Below are 1,399 nucleotides of genomic sequence, written 5' to 3'. Positions count from 1 at the left end.
CTATAGAGCCTTCTACGGCTAATTTGTGACTGCCCATGGTTGTGGTGCCAATCCCAAAATTACCTTGATCAAAAATTATTTTTTCATTTGTATTTGTGCCTGCTTGAGTAAAACTTAATACAAAGGGATCGTCATGTTCTATAAAATTTAGCGTTCCCCTTCCACTTTCATAAGACGTGTATATTCTTCCTCCATCATTTGACGAGCCTACGCTAAAAGCATTTTCTAAATTACTTTTTTCAATCTCTAATTTTGCAGTTGGAGATTTTGTGCCTATCCCTACATTTCCATTATATTTTATTGACATTGCATTTGTGTGAATTTCATCATCTTGAAATTCAAAGTCTAGTCTGTTTGACCGTCCGTTTCCTCGCATTGTTGCTTCAATGGTGATATTTCGGTTTTCATTATGTCCAAAAAACTTAATACTTGAACCTGCACCCTCTGAATAATCGTATTGTTTGTTTTGAAGTTGGATAACCGGTACTATTTCACTAGGAACATCTTTTCTAAGATGAAGAAGTTTTGTGGGGGCGTCTGTTCCAATCCCCACATTTCCATTCGTATTAAAAGTGATTAGCGAGGGATTCTGGTGATTATTGCTTGTCCCATAATTTATTCGTAAGGAAGAATTATCATTAGAAGTCCTTCTAACAATTGACCAAATATCATTATTCGCATCGCCATTACCTTCTACAAGATTAATAGCTGAGCCCCAATTACCGGCTGAACTTGATATAAGATCAAGTTGTGCATCATTAGCTTCAATTATTTGCGTAGCATAGGTTGTTTTTATACCTACATTTGATTCTTCTAGATGTAATTTGGTGTCAGGAGCTGTATTTCCAATGCCTATTAAACCATTATGGGAGATAAATAATGCATCAGGAACAGTATGTGTACCAAATGAAAGATGTGCTCCTCCACTTCCATGAGTAGTCCGTAAATTGATTTTATTAGGATATCCAAAAATATCCAATCTTGGTCTTGTAGCAGTAGTTGCATTGTCATTATAATAAAATCTTGCTAAATGAGAATCGGTTGAAAAAATCTCTATTTTTGAACCTGTTAGGACTTGAGAAAATGAAACTATTGAAAATAGATGACAAACTGTGTAGAATAGTATTTTTTTCATTTTTTATAATTAAATAGGATTGGTAATAGAATTGCTTTTTATTTACTTTTTATGTATTTCTCTTAATTTACTATTTTCAGCTTCTAGGGCTTTCAATTTTTTATTTATTTCGATCACATAAAGAGTAAGTTCTTCAATTTTCTGTAATAATTTGGCATCCATTTGCCCTAGAAAAATTCCGTTTTCTTTTACTTCTTTAGCGCTGGGGATATCTTTTAAATGCCCTTTTTGTTGAATGTGATTTTCTACTTCTGTAAGGCTAGG

1 protein-coding gene and 1 pseudogene are annotated in these 1,399 nt (G+C 33.5%); both read right to left on the bottom strand.

What is annotated here, in order from left to right:
- Positions 1-1,135: tail fiber protein (locus tag FVB9532_RS19255; RefSeq protein ID WP_150546809.1), on the bottom strand; the 1,135-nt coding region annotated here is incomplete at its 3' end.
- 42 nt (positions 1,136-1,177) lie between these two features.
- A pseudogene (locus FVB9532_RS19595) lies at positions 1,178-1,399 on the bottom strand (hypothetical protein); the annotation flags it as partial.

This window comes from Mesonia oceanica, assembly GCF_902499555.1.
GTDB lineage: Bacteria > Bacteroidota > Bacteroidia > Flavobacteriales > Flavobacteriaceae > Mesonia > Mesonia oceanica.
This window is presented reverse-complemented; position numbering and strand designations above follow the sequence as displayed.